The organism is Saccharothrix sp. ALI-22-I (genome assembly GCF_001984175.1).
Taxonomy (GTDB): Bacteria; Actinomycetota; Actinomycetes; order Mycobacteriales; family Pseudonocardiaceae; genus Actinosynnema.
On sequence record NZ_MTQP01000069.1, the window covers coordinates 355185 to 370491 of the forward strand.

The window sequence follows — 15307 nt, forward strand, 5'->3', positions numbered from 1 at the left end:
TGGAGCCGGTAGGACGGCGTGCGTGCCGGGATGCGGAAACCCGCATCCCGGCACTTCAGTTGCGCACGACGACCAGGCGCTGGGTGGCGCGGGTCAGTGCTACGTACCGCTCGGCCGGTGTCATCCGTTCGGGATCGACCACCACGACCGTGTCGAACTCCAGGCCCTTGGACGCACGGGGTGTGAGCGGGCCGGTGGGGGTGATCACGGCGAACGTGCCGGTCGGCGGGCGGAAGGTCTCCGGGTCGGTGTCCGTGACTTCGAGGGGTGGTTCGCCGTGGCGCACGGACGTCGGCGGGACGGCGGTGGGGTCCACTTCGGCCAGGACTTCGGCGGCGTAGGCCATGATCTCGGCGGGCGTGCGGTAGTTGACGGTCAGCCGCCGGTACTCCCAGCGGGCCAGGGGGTCCAGCACCCCGCGCCAGCTGCGGGCACCGGCTTCCGCCTGCCGTTGGGCCAGGTCGCCGACGATGGTCATGGAGCGGTTCGGGCTGCGCCGGGCCAGCAGCCGCCAGTCCATTGCGGACAGTTCCTGGGCTTCATCCACCACGACGTGGCCGTAGGTCCACTCGCGGTCGGCGGCGGCGCGTTCGGCCAACACGCGGTGGTCGACGGCGGTGTGCCGGTCGGCCAGCCAGTCGGCGTTCACCAGGTCCACGGCACGGAGTTCGTCCTCGTGCATGGCCTGGTCGGTGTCGATGACGTGCAGCACGCCCTGCGCGTACTCGACGGCCCGCCGACGTTCCTCGGCCTCCTGCCGTCCGGCCCGGCCGTCCGAGCCGAGCAGTTCGGCCGCCTCGTCCAGCAGCGGCACGTCGGAAACGGTCCACGCGTGCGGGTCGTCGCGGTGCAGTTCCGGGTAGCCGAGGGCGAAGCAGCGGCCGGCGTAGAGGTCGGCCAGGAGGGTGCACGGGGTCAGGACCGGCCACAGTTCGGCCACCGCCCTCCGCACGTCGGGGTGGCCGGTCAGCTCGCGGCGCACGTCCGCCGCCAGTTCCGGCCAGTCCTCCCCGATCAGCTTCAACGCAGGCGCGACCAGGGCGTTCACCAGGGCTTTGTGGAACACCGACTGGGCCTCGTTGTGCTTCAGCCCGGCCTTCCTGGTCTTGTCCCGCGCTTGGGCGGCGATCCGGGCGGTCAGGGGGACGGTGACGTCCTCCAGTTCGATCGGGATGGGTTCGGCGGGCAGTTCCTGGCGGTCGGCGATCGCCTCCACGAGCAGGTCGACGGCGGCGAGACCGCCCTTCAGCGCCTGGAGTTCCGGCGTGTCCTCCCGCTCCGTCCGCACGCCGGGGAACAGCTCGCCGGGCGTGGCGAACACGACGTCGGTCTCACCCAGCGACGGCAGCACTTCGCCGATGTACCGCAGGAAACCCGGGTTCGGGCCGACCACCAGCACGCCTTGGCGGGAAAGCCGTTCCCGTTGCGTGTAGAGCAGGTAGGCGACGCGGTGCAGGGCCACCGCTGTCTTCCCGGTGCCCGGACCGCCCTCGATCACCAGGACGCCCCGGTGCGGCAGCCGGATCACCTCGTCCTGCTCGGCCTGGATCGTGGCCACGATGTCGCGCATGGTGTCGGACCTGGGCGCGTTCAACGCGTCGAGCAGCGCTTTCGAGGTGAGCTGGAGTTCGTCGTCGTGGAAGCTCACCAGGTGTCTGCCCTTGGTGTGGAAATGGCGTCTGAGCATCACTCCCTCGGGGTTCGCCGCGGTCGCGGTGTAGAACGGGCGTGCGGCCGGCGCACGCCAGTCGGTCAACAACGGCTCGTAGTCGTTCTCGGTGTCCAACAGGCCGATGCGGCCTATGTAGATGCGTTCGTCGGCGGTGTCGATGCGGCCGAAGCACAGGCCGTCGTCCGCCACCTTCAGGCGGCTGACCTGGTCGGACAGCGTCCGGACGGCCACTTCGCGGTGCCAACGCTGTTCGTGGGCGTCACGGAGCGCGGCGTCGAGTTCGGCTTGGGCGGCGGTTCGTTCCCGGTCGAGCCGGTCGTGCAGGAACGCGATCCGATCCCGTTCGGCGGACAATTCCCCGGTTGTCACGCTTGCCCCCTGTGATATACTGGGACTGTCTTCATTCCGCCATTCCTGGCGAAGTCAACCCTGATGTTTACCACATTTCTCCGCGCGTTTCTCCGCAACGGCCTCGCGCGGGGATTCCGCGTGGAATGATCGATCGCGTGGAATCCGACAAGTTGGTGGTCGCCGTCGCGCAGCACGCGCCCATACCCGGTGACATCGCGGAGAACGCGCGCCGCGCGGCCACGACGGTCGCCGTCGCGGCGGACTCGGGCGCGCGGCTGCTGCTGTTCCCCCTGCTGTCGTTGACCGGCTACGACCTGGACCGCCTGGCCGATCCGACCTGCTGGGTCACCGCCGAGGACCCCCGACTGGACGTCGTCCGGGAGGCGAGCCGGACCCACGGGGTGACGACGGTGGTCGGTGCGGCGTGGCTCGGACCGGACGGCGATCGTTTGCTGGCCTCGGTCGTGCTGTCACCGGACGGCGGGGTCGAGATCGTCGGCAAGCAGTACCTGCACCGGGACGAGCGGGACCTGTTCGAACCGGGTGTGTCGTCCCCGATGGCGGAGATCGACGGTTGGCGGATCGCGCTGGCCGTCTGCTACGACGCCGCCGCTCCCGAGCACGCTCTGGAGGCGGCCGGGCGGGGCGCGGACGTCTACGCCGTGTCGGCGCTCTACACGGAGGGGCAGGAACGGCGCCTGGACGTCCACCCCGCGGCCCGCGCGATGGACCACCGGATGTACGCGCTGGTGGCGAACCTGGCCGGCGCGGGTCCCGGTTGGCGTTCGTGCGGCGGCAGTGGGGTGTGGCACCCGGACGGTCGTCGGGTGGCCGAGGCGGGAATCGGCCCGCAGATCGTGGTCGCCGTCCTGGAGCGTGGCGAACTCGACCGGTTGCGCGCCGACGACGCGAAGGCCGGCTACCGGGGGCAGCTCGGCTGACGTGGCCGAGTCGAGCGGAAGGGGCCCGATGGGGATTCTGGACGGCAAGGCCGTGATCGTGACGGGCGCCGGTCGCGGGTTGGGTGAGGCGTACGCGCGGCACGCGGCGTCCGAGGGCGCCGCGGTCGTGGTGAACGACATCGAGGGCGCCCCTTCGCTCGCGGCGTCGATCGTGGCAGCGGGCGGCCGGGCCGTGGCGCACACCGGTTCAGTGGCGGATCCTGCGGCCGCGTCGGCTGTCGTGGAGCTGTGCGTGGCGTCGTTCGGGCAGGTGGACGGCCTGGTGAACAACGCGGGCATCACGCACTTCGCCGAACCGTGGGAGGACGAGCCCGACATCATGCGCTCGGTGATCGAGGTCAACGTGCTCGGCACGATGTACTGCGGCACAGCGGCAGCGAAGGTCATGCGAGGCGGGTCGATCGTGAACGTCGTCTCCGGCGCGATGCTGGGCCGTGCCGGCGCCGCCGCCTATTCGGCGTCCAAGGGCGCGATCGCATCGGTAACGACGTCCTGGGCCGCGTCCCTGGCGGCGCGAGACATCCGAGTCAACGCAATCGCGCCACTAGCGTGGACCCCGATGATGGACACCGACCCACGTGCCCACCAGATCAGCTCACCCGACCAGACACCCGACAAGATGGCACCCCTGGTGACCTACCTGCTCAGCGACCTCGCCAAGGACGTCTCCGGCCAACTGGTCCGGTTCCTGCCCGACAAGCTGCACGTCATCTCGCAGTACGCCGTGAAGCACCCCGTCCTGGTGCGGGACTCATGGCAGGTCGAAGACATCGCCACCGCATTCACCACCGAACTGACCCCCGAGCCACCGGGCCGGGTCAGGTGGCAAGTCTGACTTCGTCCGGTTCTCCAGGTCACGCCCGAACGGTAGGCCCGTCAGCAGCGTCGAGGGTTCCATTCTGGAGCGTAAGCAAGATTGGCCGCACCAGTCTGGCCACCTGTTCTGGTCACTTCAAGCGAATGGTCGCCTGTCGCGGCGGGTCCACCTGGTGTGGCTGGACGAGACGACCACCGGGGCGCAGCGGGACTGATGCTGGTCACGTTCCGACGGTCTGGGTGGCCCGCTGGCGGCGGAGCGGCACGATCAGGGGGGTTTCGGTTTCGGGGTCGGCGATTACTCGGCACGGTAGGCCGAACACGTGCTCCACCAGTTCGGCGGTCACGATGTCGGCGGGGTTGCCTTGTGCCACTACGCCCTCGCCGGGCTTCATCGCGATCAGGTGGGTGGCGTAGCGGCACGCCTGGTTGAGGTCGTGGAGGACGGCGACGAGGGTGTGGTTGCCGTCCTCGTGCAGGTTGGCGCACAGGTCCAGCACCTCGATCTGGTGCGCGATGTCCAGGAACGTGGTCGGCTCGTCCAGCAGCAGGATCGACGTCTGCTGGGCGAGAACCATGGCCAGCCACACGCGTTGCCGTTGGCCGCCGGACAGTTCGTCGACCAACCGATCCGCCAGGTCGTGCACGCCGGTCAGGCTCATCGCCTCCGACGTCACCGCCTCGTCCTCTGTGGACCACTGCCGCAGCAGCCGCTGGTGCGGGTAACGGCCGCGGGCGACCAGTTCGCCGACGGTGATTCCACCGGGTGCGATGGACGTCTGGGGCAGCAGGCCGAGGCGGCGGGCGACCTCTTTGGAGCGGTACGTCGAGATCGCCTCGCCGTCCAGGTACACGGCGCCGGTGCGTGGCTTGAGCATGCGCGCCAGTGCTTTGAGGACGGTGGACTTGCCGCAGGCGTTGGGGCCCACGATGACGGTGAACGAGCCGTCGGGGATCTCGACGTCCAGGCCGGACACGACGACGCGCTCGTCGTAGGACAGCGTCAGATCCGCACCGCGCAGTCGTCCGATTGTCGGCTCCGCCTTTGGCATGTTCATGTCGTGCTCCCCTTCCGCCATTCGTGGGCCAGCAGCCACACCAGGTAGAGCCCGCCGATCGCGCCGGTCGCGATGCCGACCGGGAGCTGGGTCGTCGGGAACAGCCGTTGCACCGCGAAATCGCTGACGACCAGCAGCAGACCGCCCATGAGCGCGGAGGCGGCCAGGCCGGGGCCCGACGCGCCGGTGAGCCGTCGGGCGAGCTGTGGCGCGGCCAACGCCACGAAGCTGATCGGTCCGGCGGCGGCGGTGGCGACGGCGGCCAGGCCGACGCTGACCACGAGCAGCGCCAAGCGGGTGCGCTCGGCGTTCACGCCCAGGCCGGTCGCGGCGCTGTCGCCCATCTCCAGCAGCGCCAGACGACGACCGAGGACGAGCGCGCACGGCAGCAGCACCGCCAGCACCACCGCAACCACCTGGGCCTGGTCCCAGCCCCGGTTGTTCAGGCCGCCGACCAGCCAGGTCTGCGCGGCCAACGCGCTTTCCAGGGTGGCGCGGGTGAGCAGGTAGGAGTTGACCGCGAGCATCATCGCGCTCACGCCGATGCCGATGAGCACCAGCCGGAAACCCTGCACGCCCTGCTTGAACGCCAGCAGGTAGACGGCGCCGGACGTGAGCAGGCCGACGGCGGTGGCGCCGAGCGCGGTGGCCGCCATGCTGCCCTGCGCGAGCACGATCACCGCGATCGCGCCGGTGGCCGCGCCCTGGGTGAAGCCGATGATGTCGGGGCTGGCCAGCGGGTTGCGGGACAGGCTTTGCAGGATCGCGCCGCTGAGCGCGAGCGCCGCGCCGACCAGCAGGCCGGTGAGCAGGCGCGGCAGCCGCAGCGTGAAGATGACGAAGTCGGCGTAGCCGTCGCCGTTGCCGGAGAACGTGGCCAGCACCTCGCCGATGGTCAGCGGGAAATCGCCGGTGACCATGGTGGCGACGGCGGCGACCACGGTCAGCGCGGCGATGACCGCGCTCACGAGCAGGGCGCGTTCGCTGAACCGGAGCGAGACGGCGGGGGTGCGGATGGTCCTCACGGCATCGTCCTCACAGCGTCGCCAGCTTCCGCCGCCGGCACAGCGCGATGAACACCGGCGCGCCGATGAACGCGGTGATGATGCCGACCTCCATCTCCTGCGGCGCGATGATCACCCGCCCGACGATGTCCGAGCCGAGCAGCAGGATCGGCGACAGGACCGCGGAGAACGCCAGCACCCAGCGCTGGTCACTGCCGCCGATCATCCGGGCCACGTGCGGCACGGTCAGGCCGACGAACGAGATCGGCCCGGCGGCGGCGGTCGCGGCGCCGGCCATGAGCGTGACGGACAGGACGCCGAACGCACGGGTGCGGTTGACGTTCGCACCCAGCGCCTTGCCCGTGTGGTCGCCGAGGGCCAGCACGTTGAGGTTCCGCGCGAGCAGGAACGCGATCAGGATGCCCGGCAGCACGAACGGCGAGATCTGGCCGATGAGCTGGAAGTCGCGGCCGGCGAGCGAGCCGACGTTCCAGAACCGGAACGAGTCGAACGTGTGCGTGAACAGCAGCAGGATCGCCGAGACGTAGGCGAACAGGACGGCGGTCAGCGCCGCGCCGCTGAGCACCAGCCGGTCCGGTGTGGGTGTGCCCCGGCCGGCCGCGCCGAGGACGTAGACGACCGTCGCCGTGCCCGCCGCGCCGGCCAGCGCGAACCAGACGTAACCGGTGGGGCTGGTGATGCCGAAGAACGCGATGGCGGACACGATCGCCGCCGCCGCTCCCATGTTCACGCCGAGCAGGCCGGGGTCGGCCAGCGGGTTGCGGGTCAACGCCTGCATCACCGCGCCGGACAGCCCGAGGGCCGTGCCGACGAGCAGGCCGAGGGCCGCCCGGGGGACGCGGACGTCACGGACGATCGCCGCGTCACCGGTGCCGTCGTCGGCGAGGAGCAGGGAGAAGGTGTCGGTGAACGGGATGCTCTTGGTGCCGATCCAGAGGCTGAGCAGCACGACCAGGCCCAGCACACCGACCGACACCACCAAGCCGACCCCTCGCACCGTTCCGCGCGACACCCACACCTCCCGGAAGTTTAGGTAAGGCTAACCGATGCACCGGGTGAGGTGATCGTCCGGCCGGCCTCGGGCGCGTGGACTCCGCTTGGGCCGCCCGTCACCGCCCTGACCACCTGCGGACGGTGACGGGCGGCGGTCACAGGTAGCGGCGGTAGCCCTTGGCGGTGGCGGCGAAGCCGTGCCGCTCGTAGAAGTGGTGGGCATCGGCTCGCCGGCTGTTGGACAGCAGTTGGATCTTGTAGCAACCCCGCTCGTGCGCCCACGCCGACGCGGCCTCGAACAACGCCGAGCCCACTCCCCCGCGACGGTCCGCTTGGCGCACGACGACGTTCTCCACCAACATGAACGGCCGCGCGCCGCGCGTCAGGTTGGGCACCACGACGGTGTCCACCGCGCCCACGAGATCGGCGCCCCGCTCTGCCAGGAAGACGCGCCTGCCCGCCTGCGCGACGATCTCGCGCCACGCGCTCATCAGCCGGTCGGGTTCCGGCCGGTCGTCGTCCGGGGCCAACGTCCACAGCAGGTCGAACAACCTGTCCGGGTCGTCGGCGCCGGTCGCCACCCGGATGCTCAGCTCAGCCACGACGTCGATGCTGCCGGCGGTCGGCGGCGGTGTCGGCAGCTTCCGGCCGGCACAGGTGAACATCGCGCGAACACGGCCCGGTACACGGAGATCCGTTGCGATGATCCGATCGGCGTATGCCGGAATGCGGAGGCAGAGGTGACCGTGGCGGAGCTCATCGGGATTGTCGTCGGGTCAACGCCAACATCAAGGACGGCGACCTGCGCGACGGCGTTCACGACGGCCACTCCCCCAGCGTGACCCCGTGCCGTGCGGCCAGGTCCGGGAGCCGCTCGGCCGCCTCCTCCAGTGGTGTGCCGGCGGGCACGGCCTGGTCGACGTCGTGGAAGAACCGGCCCAGCGCGTCGGTCAGGCTGATCGCCAGGAATTGGACGGACGGCGTGTGCACGGTGAACGTGTTCAACGCTCCCGCCGGGATGGCGAGGGACGAACCGGGGCCCAGGTCGTAGACCTCGCCGTCCACCAGCACGGCCATCCGGCCGTGCAGCACGTAGTACGTCTTGGCCCACGGCTCGCGGTGCGGCGGCATGGTCGGGCCGCGTTGCGCGTCGACCTCGAAGAGTTCATAGGCGCCGTCGGTGTGCGCGGCGTCGACTTTGACGGTGATCTTGGCGTCCGGCGAGTTGAGCTCGAAGCCGTCGCCGGTGGTGCTCAGGTGTGTCTTCATGACTCGACGGTAGGAACCGCCGGCCGGGGCTTTCCATCCCGGAAATGTGGGATGTCGGTGTCGCGGAATCGGACGCATACTCGGTCCATGTGGGAAGGTCGCGCGATCGGCGCGCGGCGTGAGATCGCCGCGCTCGCCTCGGCAGGCCTCGGTGTCGCCGAGCTGCACCGGGCCGCCATCGACGTGGTCGAACGGGTCGTGCCCACCGAGCTGACCTGCTGGGCGTCGCTCGATCCGGACACCGCCGTGATCAGCTCGATGACCAGCGGCCCCACCCGCATCCCGGCCGAGTACGAGCCGCTGCTGGCCACCTACGAGTACAGCGGCGGCGAGCCGCACACGTTCGCCGAACTGGCACGCCGACCGGAACCGGTGGCGCTGCTGTCGGACGTGCCGCAGCGGGAGGTCGCGCGCAGTGGCCGGCTCAACGAGGTGTGGCGACCGCTGGGTCTGTGCCACGAGATGCGGGCGGTGTTCCGGGTGGACGGCACGTGCTGGGGCGCGGCGGGCATGGTGCGGCGCGGCGACTTCACCGACCGCGAGGCCGAGTTCGTCGCCTCCGTGACGCCGGCGCTGGCCGCCGCGACGCGGGTGGCGGCACGGTGCGGCAACCACCGGGCCGGCGGTGACCCGGCGATCGTCGTGGTCGGCCCGGACTGCGTGCAGCGCGCGGCCACGGCCGCCGCCCGGTCGTGGCGGGAGGAGCTGGACGAGATCGCGCCCGGCCGGTTCTCGGTACTGCTGCGGGCCGTGGTGGTCGGCGCGCGGGCTGCCGCTTCCGGCACGTTCCGGGCCCGCGTGCGCGACGCGTCCGGTGGCTGGGTCCTGTTGCAGGCGAGCAGGCTGATCGCCGAGGACGACGACGAGACGGTGGTGACGGTCGAACGCGCGTCCGGTGGTGAACTGCTCGGCCTGCTGTTCGCCGCCTACGGCCTCACGGCCCGGGAACGCGAGGTGTGCCACGAGGTCATCGCCGGGCGGTCCACCTCGGACATCGCGGCCCGGCTGGTCATCTCCGCGCACACCGTGCAGGACCACCTGAAGTCGGTGTTCGGCAAGGTGGACGTGCGCAGCCGGGGTGAGCTGGTCGCGCGGCTGCGGCCGGAGGAGCGCGTCACCTGACGACGGGGATCACCTGACGGCGGGGATCACCACGGCCAGCACGCTCGTCGCCAGCGGGGCGAGGATACCGGAGGCGGCCGGCGACCAGCCCGACCCAGAAGGTGAAGTCCGGGGTGTGCGCGCGTGCGCCGTTGCCACCGGACGCCGGCACGGCACGGGTGAGGACCGAGAGACCGGTAAACGCCCCGAACCCGACCACCGCGACCGACAGCGGCCACAGCCAGTGCCTCCTCGCCCGTTCCAGCACCGCGCCCCTCCCCTGCGGCCAGGGCCGTCATGGGGGCGGTCCCCGACCTCCGCCACCGGACGCCAGGGTTTGCGACACGCCCCCGCAGCCTGGCCGCGGGGGCGTGTCCGGGTCATGACGTGCGCGTCGTGCGTTCCTCGGCGAGGGTGATCTGGCCGGTGACGTAATGGCTGTAGACGCCGAAGTCCATCGGCCTGCCCACCGGCGTGTCGGTCTCGGCGAAGCTGCGCCCGTCGCGCGTCGCGCCGAACGTCACCGAGAACGCCTGCGTGACCGCCCGGTCCTGCGGCGGCACCGTGCTCGGCGGGATGATCTCGTCCGAGCCCCACCTGTACCGGTCGCGGTACGGGTGGGCGACGCGCTCGAAGGTGTTCTCCAGGATCGTGCCCGTCGCCGGGATGGTGATCAGCACGCCGCGCATGCCGTTGGCGTAGGCGGTGTTGAACACGGCGACCTCGGCCGATCCGGTCGGGTAGAACTCGGCCGTGCCGCCGCCGACCCGTGAGCCGGCCGGACACGCGCCGATGCCGTCCCGCTCGACCGTGGTGCGGTCGCAGGTCGGGAACGCGGTGGTGTTGAAGCGGATCGAGTCGTCGAACAGGAACACGAACCGGCGCGGCGCGGCAGGTTTCTCCCCCGTCCCGGTCCAGCGGCGGGTGTGGAACGCGAGCAGCACGCCCTCGCCGCCGTCCGTGGTGACGTCGACCGTGCCGTTCTCGATGTTGGTCGGGCCGACGGCGTCCGGCTCGTAGGGCAGTCGCGGACCGGCGGGCGCCGGGTCCGCGATCGGACAGGCGAGCGTGGCGATCAACAGTGTGCTCAGGACGAACCCCATGGATGCCTCCCTGGTGGCGTCTATTCGAGACCTCTCTAATAGACCAGCCCGGAGGTAGTCTTTTCGTGAAGTGTCGAATAGAGCTGAGAGGACTGCCGGGAATGGGGCTGGGTCGCTGGATGCCGTTGAGCCACCCGGACATCGACGAGATCAGGGTGGACGACGTGCTGCGCGCGCTCGCCGACCCGCACCGGCGGGCGATCATCCGGCTGCTGCTCGCCGAGGGCGACCGGCCGTGCGGCACGTTCGGCCTGCCGGTCGCGGCCTCGACGCTCAGCCACCACTTCCGGGCGCTGCGGCAGGCCGGGATCATCCGGCAGTGGGACGAGGGGCGGCAGCGGATGAACACGCTGCGGCTGGACGAGCTGGAAACCCGGTTTCCGGGGCTGGTCGCCAAGGTGCTCGACGCCGACTGAGCCGGCTGCGGGTCCTGAGCGCCGACGAGATCGACACCGTCAGAACCGACACCGTCCGAGCCGACGCTGCGGAAGCCGACACCACCGAGGAGACATCGTCATGAAAGCCGTTGTGCTGAGCCGGTTCGGCGGGCCGGAAGAGTTGCGCCTGACCGACGTGGAGCGCCCCGAGCCCGGTCCCGGCCAGGTGCGGATCGAGGTGCGGGCGTCCGGCGTGAACGGGTTCGACGTGAAAGTCCGCTCAGGCATCATGGAGGCCGTCTTCACCACCCCGCTGCCGACGATCCTGGGCATCGAGGTCGCGGGCGTGGTCGACGCGGTCGGCCCGGACGTCACCGGCGTGTCGGTCGGGGATGAGGTGCTCGGCTGGCCGGACACCGGTTCGTACGCCGAGTACGCGTTGGCCACCACGTTCGCGCTCAAGCCCGAGGGCCTGTCGTGGGAGAACGCCGCGGCACTGCCCGTGGCCGTCGAAACCGCCGACCGCGTGCTGGGTTTGCTGGACGTCAAGCCGGGCGAGACCCTGCTGATCCACGGCGCAGCGGGCGGCGTGGGCACGATGGCCGTGCAGCTGGCAGTGTTGGCGGGCCTGCACGTGATCGGCACAGCCGGCCCCGCCAACCAGGAGCACATCGCCGCCCTCGGCGCCACGCCGACGACGTACGGCGAGGGCTTGGTGGAACGGGTGCGCGCGTTGGCACCCGAGGGCGTCGACGCGGTGTTCGACGTGACGGGCAAGGGCGCGCTCCCGGCGTCGATCGAACTGCGCGGCGGCACCGACCGCATCATCACCATCTCCGACAACGCCGCCCAAGAGCTAGGCGTCACCTTCTCGGCCGGCCCACAGCAACGCTCCGCCGAGCGCCTGGCGGAACTGGCCGACCTCGCCGCCCAGGGCAAACTCGTCACCGCCGTCGAGGGCACTTTCCCGCTGGCCGACGCCTCCGAAGCCCACCGCGTCAGCGCCACAGGCCACGTGCGCGGAAAGCTCGTACTGACAGCCTGAGCGCCCGGTCAGCCACGCAGTCGCACCCTCGCGCGTGTCCAACACTCAGAACACGCGTGTCCAACGTCCAGAACACCCGAATTGAACGCTCAGAACGCGAACGAACCGCCGTGAGCGCGCTCAGGGACCCGAACACGAGCATGGCCGCAGCGGTGCGGGCGGCGATCGCGCTCACGCGGCCAGTCCGAGCGCGAGGGTGGCGGCGTTGAGGGTGAGGAATCCGATTGCCAGGCCGAACTGCGACGAGTAGTCGCGGGCGAGCAGGTGGGTCTGGATCGCGCAGGCGAAGAACAGGACGAGCCCGGACGCCGCCGCCGTGCCCACCCACGGCACCGCGAGGAGACCGATCAGCAGGCCGACGGCGCCCGCCGTTTGAGCGTGCCGATGGGGAACCTCAGCCACGACACCGGCACGCCGGCCTTCTCCATGCCGGGGATGATCGGCTTGAAGTGCAGCAGGGCCGCGACGCCCGAGAACCCGTTGAACGCGATCGCCAGCAGGGAAACGACGGTGTGTGCAGTGGTCACGACGACTCCATGGGTCATAAACTAATACGAGTATCATATCGTATGAGATACGTATTACCTTGGCGGTCGTCGGTCGTCGGAGTTTGGTTAGCTCGTACGGTGACGATCTACATCGACGAAGCCCTGAAGGCGTTGGCCGACGGAGACCTCGACCGGGCCAGGGAGGCGGTCCGCGGTGGCGGGACGCCGCTGACGGCGGCACTGGCCGAGCACCTGGAAGACGTGCGGAGCGGGTCCGTGTACGACCAGCCGGCCGCGTTCGAGGCGTTCATCAACGGCGGTGGCAACGTCGGCCTCTACCGGGCGGTCACCGAGGCGTTGGGGCAGGTCTACGACCGGGCCCGGCCGTCGAGCCTGCTGGACATCGGCTGCGGTGACGGCCGGGCATTGCTGCCGGCGCTGGCTTCCGGGAACGCGCCCGCCGCCGTCACGCTGGTCGAGCCGTCGGCGGCACTGCTCGACACGGCGGTGCGGGCGTTGGACGGGTTCGAGATCGACGCCCGCCACACCGGGGTCGAGCCGTTCGCGGCGGCACTGCCCGAGGACGCGGTGTTCGACGTGACCCAGTCGACGTTCGCCCTGCACACCCTGCCGCACGAGGTGCGTGACGGCGTGCTGGCCGACCTGGTCGGACACGTCGGGGTGCTGGCGGTGGTCGAGTTCGACGTGCCGGACCTGCCGCACGCGAGTCCCGAGCACCGCAGGTTCCTGGCGGAGGCCTACGAGCGCGGGTTGACCGAGTACGACACCGACCGGGCCCTGGTGGCACAGGGATTCCTGATGCCGGTGCTGACCGGCCAGCTGGTGCCGGGCGCGACCCGGGCGACGTGGGAGCAGCCCGCGTCGCGGTGGGCGGAGCAGGTCACGCGGGCCGGGTTCACCGACGTCGAGGTCACCCGGCTGCACGACTACTGGTGGTCGCCCGCGTTCCTGCTCACCGCTTCCGGGTCTCCCACAGCAGCGACGCGGCGGCGATGAGCACCAGCACGGCGGCCGAGCCGTGGACGCCGAGGGCGTAGGCCACCGTGCCGCCGTTGGCGACCACGGCGATGCAGTCACCGATCGGGATGATCGCGTCGGCCAGCACGACCCAACCGAGGGCGTGGCGGTGCTTGAGCAGCAACAGGACGAGCGCGGTCAGGCCGTAGGCGATGTCGCGCACGCCCTTGACCACGAAATAGCCCCCGGCCTCCGCCTGGGGCCACGGATCGATGCCGAAGCCGGCCGCCGCCGTCTGCGGGTTGACCAGGAAGTTGAGGCCGAAACCGAGGCCGGCGAGGACGACGAGCACGGCGAGCCCTGTGTTGAACCGCTTGAGGGACATGACTTCGACTCCGGTCTCTAGCAGTGCTAGGTGTGAGAGCGCCACTAGACTTAGTTGCGCTCGAATGTCTAGCACTGCTAGAGACCGACCGTGTCCATCCAGCGCCGTGAGCGCGAACGCGCCGCCTCGACCTGCCGAGCCGGTTCTCCTGACCCGACACGTCGTTCACCGGTGGCCCCCCGCCTCCCGTGTCACTCCGTGAAGGCCTCCGTGGCGCGGATGCGGTCCTCCCACATCGCCACCGCCGCCGGCGCGTCCCACCGCACGCAGAAGTCACGGCACCGCCGACACGCCGCCAACATCGCCTCGTGCCGCAGAGACCACTCGGGCCGCTCGCCGTATCCGGCGAACAGCTCACCGAGGTGTCCCACCGCCTCCGGGTGGTGCGTCCGCACGATCCACTCGGTCCACGCCAGGTCATCCACCGCCGCACCCAGGCGGCACAGCTCCCAGTCGATCACCGCGAGCACCACGTCGCCGGTCTCGGTCAGCAGCATGTTCTGCGGCCCGAAATCACCGTGCACGATCACGTCGCCGTCACCCGGCAGGCCCGGCACAGTGCTCGGGTCGATCTCCGACAGGAGCCGCCGGGTCTCGCCGCACAACCGCAGCACCTCCCCTGCCCGCCCGTCGGCGATCACCTCCTGCGCGTGCCTGCCGTCCACCTCCGCCAACCACAGCGAGCCCTCCGGGGCGTCCGGCACGAGAGCGGGCACCGGGAACCGGCCGTGCAGCCCCGTCAGGGCGGCACGCTCGACAGCGGCCCGTCCCAGCGGATCGGGGCCGAGGTAGGACTTGCGCACCACTCCCCCGCTCTTGCCGGTGGCGTTGGTGTACCCGTGCGGGAGCCGGGTGTCCGCTCCGGTCACATCTACCTCCGATTACGCGTGGCTGACCGACCTCAAGGGCGGCTATCGGGTGTGGGCGATGACGAGGAGTTCGCCGTCCGGCGCGCCGATCGGCTCACGGTGCCAGCCGCCGTGGATGTGGTCGACCGTGAAGCCCGCCTGCGCCAACGTGGAGCGCACCTCCTCCTCACCGCGGAACCGCAACGTGGCCTGACTGCGCCGCTCGTCACCGTCGGAGAACGCGTAGTGGTGGACGAACGTGACGGCGCCGCCCTCGACCGCCGTCACTTCGGTCCAGACCACCACGTCGACACCATCGGCCAACGTCACCCGGTCCCGTGACTCCACCGGGTTCCACCGCTCCCACCTGCGCGCACGGGGATCACGCGTGTCGAACACCAACCGGCCGCCCGGCACCAACGCCCGCCTGAGATCGGCCAGCGCACGCGCCCACTCCTCGTCGGTGACGAAGAACTGCGCCACATGGCTCGTCATCACCGCCACGTCGAACGCCGCGTCGGGCAGGCAGTCCGTCGAGCCCTCCACCCACATCACCCGCTCGGCACCGGCCTTGGCCCGTGCCGCCGCCAACGACGCCGCAGCGGGATCAACCCCCGTCACGGCGTGCCCGGCGGCGGCCAGGCCGAGCGCCAGCCGACCCGTGCCGCAGCCCAGGTCGAGCACGCGGGCGGCCGGGGTCTCGTCGACCACGGACAGGAAGAAGTCGTCGTCCACCGACCACGGGCACTGGGCGTCGTAGACCTGCACGAGACGGGGATCGCGGAACTCACCGTGATGCACGACCGGACCGTAATCGGGCGGCTTACAGCCGATCC

At 70.7% G+C, this 15307-nt stretch carries 18 protein-coding genes; 6 read left to right on the forward strand and 12 right to left on the reverse strand.

The features are described from left to right. Window positions 1-55: 55 nt before the first annotated feature. Window positions 56-2041, reverse strand: a complete 1986-nt coding sequence (locus ALI22I_RS43750; protein WP_077011470.1) for a UvrD-helicase domain-containing protein — start codon at window positions 2039-2041, stop codon at window positions 56-58. Window positions 2042-2178: 137 nt separating this feature from the next. Between ALI22I_RS43750 and ALI22I_RS43755 the strand changes: the two genes are divergently transcribed. Both ALI22I_RS43755 and ALI22I_RS43760 read left to right on the forward strand, forming a co-directional pair. Beyond that, window positions 2179-2964 (forward strand): carbon-nitrogen hydrolase family protein, encoded by a 786-nt coding sequence (locus tag ALI22I_RS43755; protein ID WP_179118552.1) that lies wholly within the window; start codon window positions 2179-2181, stop codon window positions 2962-2964. A 28-nt stretch (window positions 2965-2992) separates the two neighbouring features. Beyond that, entirely contained in the window at window positions 2993-3820 is an 828-nt protein-coding gene (locus tag ALI22I_RS43760; RefSeq protein WP_077011472.1) for an SDR family NAD(P)-dependent oxidoreductase, read from the forward strand. 202 nt (window positions 3821-4022) lie between these two features. Here ALI22I_RS43760 and ALI22I_RS43765 read toward each other — a convergent pair whose 3' ends face one another. From ALI22I_RS43765 to ALI22I_RS43785, 5 genes are all read right to left on the reverse strand, one after another. Next, on the reverse strand, window positions 4023-4859 hold the full coding sequence (locus ALI22I_RS43765) for an ABC transporter ATP-binding protein (RefSeq protein WP_202971196.1): 837 nt from the start codon (window positions 4857-4859) through the stop codon (window positions 4023-4025). Further along, window positions 4856-5884, reverse strand: a complete 1029-nt coding sequence (locus ALI22I_RS43770) for a FecCD family ABC transporter permease (RefSeq protein ID WP_077011474.1) — start codon at window positions 5882-5884, stop codon at window positions 4856-4858. The genes ALI22I_RS43765 and ALI22I_RS43770 overlap by 4 nt, the downstream gene beginning before the upstream one ends. Window positions 5885-5894: 10 nt before the next feature. Continuing rightward, window positions 5895-6896 (reverse strand): FecCD family ABC transporter permease, encoded by a 1002-nt coding sequence (locus ALI22I_RS43775; protein ID WP_077011475.1) that lies wholly within the window; start codon window positions 6894-6896, stop codon window positions 5895-5897. Between the two features lie 136 nt (window positions 6897-7032). Next, window positions 7033-7479 carry a GNAT family N-acetyltransferase gene (locus ALI22I_RS43780; RefSeq protein WP_077012043.1) on the reverse strand — a complete coding sequence of 149 codons (447 nt, stop codon included), beginning with the start codon at window positions 7477-7479 and terminating at the stop codon, window positions 7033-7035. 214 nt (window positions 7480-7693) lie between these two features. Beyond that, window positions 7694-8146, reverse strand: a complete 453-nt coding sequence (locus tag ALI22I_RS43785; RefSeq protein ID WP_077011476.1) for a cupin domain-containing protein — start codon at window positions 8144-8146, stop codon at window positions 7694-7696. Between the two features lie 87 nt (window positions 8147-8233). Between ALI22I_RS43785 and ALI22I_RS43790 the strand changes: the two genes are divergently transcribed. Further along, the gene (locus ALI22I_RS43790) at window positions 8234-9268 is read left to right on the forward strand and encodes a helix-turn-helix transcriptional regulator (RefSeq protein WP_077011477.1); all 1035 of its coding nucleotides are present in this window, start codon (window positions 8234-8236) and stop codon (window positions 9266-9268) included. Window positions 9269-9627: 359 nt separating this feature from the next. Here the strand turns inward: ALI22I_RS43790 and ALI22I_RS43800 are convergent, their stop codons facing one another. After that, window positions 9628-10350, reverse strand: coding sequence for a hypothetical protein (locus ALI22I_RS43800; RefSeq protein WP_238598872.1), 723 nt, complete (start codon window positions 10348-10350; stop codon window positions 9628-9630). Between the two features lie 101 nt (window positions 10351-10451). On the opposite strand from ALI22I_RS43800, the gene ALI22I_RS43805 reads away from it, so the two are divergent. Next, window positions 10452-10766 carry an ArsR/SmtB family transcription factor gene (locus ALI22I_RS43805; protein ID WP_077011479.1) on the forward strand — a complete coding sequence of 105 codons (315 nt, stop codon included), beginning with the start codon at window positions 10452-10454 and terminating at the stop codon, window positions 10764-10766. Window positions 10767-10866: 100 nt separating this feature from the next. Then, entirely contained in the window at window positions 10867-11772 is a 906-nt protein-coding gene (locus ALI22I_RS43810; protein WP_077011480.1) for an NADP-dependent oxidoreductase, read from the forward strand. 171 nt (window positions 11773-11943) lie between these two features. Here ALI22I_RS43810 and ALI22I_RS43815 read toward each other — a convergent pair whose 3' ends face one another. Both ALI22I_RS43815 and ALI22I_RS54270 read right to left on the reverse strand, forming a co-directional pair. Beyond that, complete coding sequence (locus ALI22I_RS43815; RefSeq protein ID WP_238598873.1) at window positions 11944-12174, reverse strand: DoxX family protein; 231 nt, start codon at window positions 12172-12174, stop codon at window positions 11944-11946. After that, window positions 12120-12299: a hypothetical protein gene (locus ALI22I_RS54270; RefSeq protein ID WP_238598874.1), complete on the reverse strand. Its 180-nt coding sequence runs from the start codon at window positions 12297-12299 to the stop codon at window positions 12120-12122. Before ALI22I_RS54270 ends, ALI22I_RS43815 begins: the two co-directional genes overlap by 55 nt. A gap of 99 nt (window positions 12300-12398) precedes the next feature. Between ALI22I_RS54270 and ALI22I_RS43820 the strand changes: the two genes are divergently transcribed. Next, on the forward strand, window positions 12399-13277 hold the full coding sequence (locus ALI22I_RS43820; RefSeq protein ID WP_077011481.1) for a class I SAM-dependent methyltransferase: 879 nt from the start codon (window positions 12399-12401) through the stop codon (window positions 13275-13277). Here ALI22I_RS43820 and ALI22I_RS43825 read toward each other — a convergent pair. The 3 genes from ALI22I_RS43825 to ALI22I_RS43835 form a co-directional block, all read right to left on the reverse strand. Then, on the reverse strand, window positions 13234-13623 hold the full coding sequence (locus tag ALI22I_RS43825; RefSeq protein WP_077011482.1) for a DUF4267 domain-containing protein: 390 nt from the start codon (window positions 13621-13623) through the stop codon (window positions 13234-13236). The two genes, ALI22I_RS43820 and ALI22I_RS43825, sit on opposite strands and share 44 nt — an antisense overlap. A gap of 191 nt (window positions 13624-13814) precedes the next feature. Then, on the reverse strand, window positions 13815-14492 hold the full coding sequence (locus ALI22I_RS43830) for a phosphotransferase family protein (RefSeq protein ID WP_077011483.1): 678 nt from the start codon (window positions 14490-14492) through the stop codon (window positions 13815-13817). 42 nt (window positions 14493-14534) lie between these two features. Further along, the gene (locus ALI22I_RS43835; RefSeq protein ID WP_077012045.1) at window positions 14535-15272 is read right to left on the reverse strand and encodes a class I SAM-dependent methyltransferase; all 738 of its coding nucleotides are present in this window, start codon (window positions 15270-15272) and stop codon (window positions 14535-14537) included. Between the last annotated feature and the right edge of the window lie 35 nt (window positions 15273-15307).

What these genes read in the sequence shown, in the direction of transcription:
- ALI22I_RS43765 (WP_202971196.1), bottom strand. Translation starts at nt 4,859, where the DNA reads ATGAACATGCCAAAGGCGGAGCCGACAATCGGACGACTGCGCGGTGCG.
- ALI22I_RS43810 (WP_077011480.1), top strand. Translation starts at nt 10,867, where the DNA reads ATGAAAGCCGTTGTGCTGAGCCGGTTCGGCGGGCCGGAAGAGTTGCGC.
- ALI22I_RS43785 (WP_077011476.1), bottom strand. Translation starts at nt 8,146, where the DNA reads ATGAAGACACACCTGAGCACCACCGGCGACGGCTTCGAGCTCAACTCG.
- ALI22I_RS43825 (WP_077011482.1), bottom strand. Translation starts at nt 13,623, where the DNA reads ATGTCCCTCAAGCGGTTCAACACAGGGCTCGCCGTGCTCGTCGTCCTC.
- ALI22I_RS43805 (WP_077011479.1), top strand. Translation starts at nt 10,452, where the DNA reads ATGGGGCTGGGTCGCTGGATGCCGTTGAGCCACCCGGACATCGACGAG.
- ALI22I_RS43760 (WP_077011472.1), top strand. Translation starts at nt 2,993, where the DNA reads ATGGGGATTCTGGACGGCAAGGCCGTGATCGTGACGGGCGCCGGTCGC.
- ALI22I_RS43800 (WP_238598872.1), bottom strand. Translation starts at nt 10,350, where the DNA reads ATGGGGTTCGTCCTGAGCACACTGTTGATCGCCACGCTCGCCTGTCCG.
- ALI22I_RS43790 (WP_077011477.1), top strand. Translation starts at nt 8,234, where the DNA reads ATGTGGGAAGGTCGCGCGATCGGCGCGCGGCGTGAGATCGCCGCGCTC.